Source organism: Pelomonas sp. KK5 (assembly GCF_001984095.1).
Taxonomy (GTDB): Bacteria; Pseudomonadota; Gammaproteobacteria; order Burkholderiales; family Burkholderiaceae_C; genus KK5.
Window position 1 is genome coordinate 1 of the sequence record NZ_LYVQ01000479.1, and the last position, 1,269, is coordinate 1,269.

Annotated in this window: 2 protein-coding genes; both read left to right on the forward strand. The window is 70.1% G+C overall.

Features of this window, described 5'->3' with window-relative positions:
* On the forward strand, nt 1–443 hold a 443-nt coding region (locus B0W88_RS31795), incomplete at its 5' end, for a PEP-CTERM sorting domain-containing protein (protein ID WP_144007146.1).
* A gap of 31 nt (nt 444–474) precedes the next feature.
* A complete protein-coding gene (locus tag B0W88_RS31800) occupies nt 475–1,236 on the forward strand; it encodes a hypothetical protein (protein WP_077038412.1) in 762 nt (253 codons plus the stop codon).
* Nucleotides 1,237–1,269 lie beyond the last annotated feature (33 nt).

Genomic DNA, 1,269 nt, shown 5'->3' on the forward strand with positions numbered 1-1,269 from the left:
GGCAGAACCTGGGCGTCTACGACTACGGGGATGCCGGCGGCAAGGCGCTCGCCGGCATCGGCCCCAAGGCCGGCGGCTACGACGAGAACTGGGGCTTCGGCGCGATCTCGGCGCGCTTCGCCAGCGGTCAATCGTCGCTGGGCTTCCAGGTGCGCGACGCGGACGGCGGCCCGGCCTTCCTCAGCCTCTACCGCGCCGACGGCAGCCTGATCCAGACGGTCACGATCGCCGCGCTGGACAGCAGCTTCTACGCCTTCGCCCGCAGCGGTGGCGCCGCCGACATCGCCGGCTTCTCGCTCACCACGCGCGACAGCTACTACGGCATCGCCATCGACGAGCTGAAGTTCGCTGCCGCTGCCGCGCCGGTGCCCGAGCCGGCGTCCGCGCTGCTGTTCGCCGGCGGCCTGGCGGCGCTGCTGGCCCGCCGTTCCCGCAAGACCTGACCCCAACGACAAACCAAGGAGACATAACGCCATGAACAAGCTCATTGCCCTGGCCGCGCTGGCCACCCTTGCATCCGCCGCCGCCCAGGCCGCCACCACGCTGGGCCCCACGGACTTCGCCTTCACCGGCGTCAACGGCAACACCACCGTCGGCGGCTGGTCCTTCGTCGCCTTCAAGGACATCACGGCCGGCACGACGATCTACTTCACCGACACCAACGTGCTGCAGACGCCGACCTCCTCGGGCGTCTTCTCGACCACGGCCGAGACCTTCTGGTCCTGGACAGCGGCCACCGACGTGGCCGCCGGCACCTCGGTGGCGCTGCTGGGCACCGGCGTCTCGGGCCAGTACAACGCCAGGTCGGGCGCCGCCGGCGGCACGGCCAACGGCACGGTGACGGACCTGAACGGCCAGGCCTCCAACATCTCCAGCGGCGGCGACATCCTCTACGCCTTCCAGGCGGCGAGCTACGCGAGCAACTACGCGCCGTCCGACATCCAGTTCCTCGGCGCGCTGGCCAATCGCACCACGCCCTACGCGAGTTCCGACAATCCCTTCGCGGCGACGGGTCTCAGCGGCATCCAGGTGCGCGAATACCGCATCGACGCGGCCACGGCCACCCGCTATACCCAGTTCACCGCGCAGACGACCAGCGGCGACACGCCCTTCGCCTCGCTGGCGGAACTGAAGACGGCGCTGGCCGACAACGGCAACTGGACGACGATCGCCGGCTCGAACTCGACGCCGATCGTGTCGGACGTGCTGGCCGTCAGCGCGGTGAACTGGGTATAGCGGGTGGCCGTGGCCGCGTCGATGCGGTATTCG

Coding starts and splice junctions, on each gene's coding strand:
- B0W88_RS31800 (WP_077038412.1), top strand. CDS start 475: ATGAACAAGCTCATTGCCCTGGCCGCGCTGGCCACCCTTGCATCCGCC.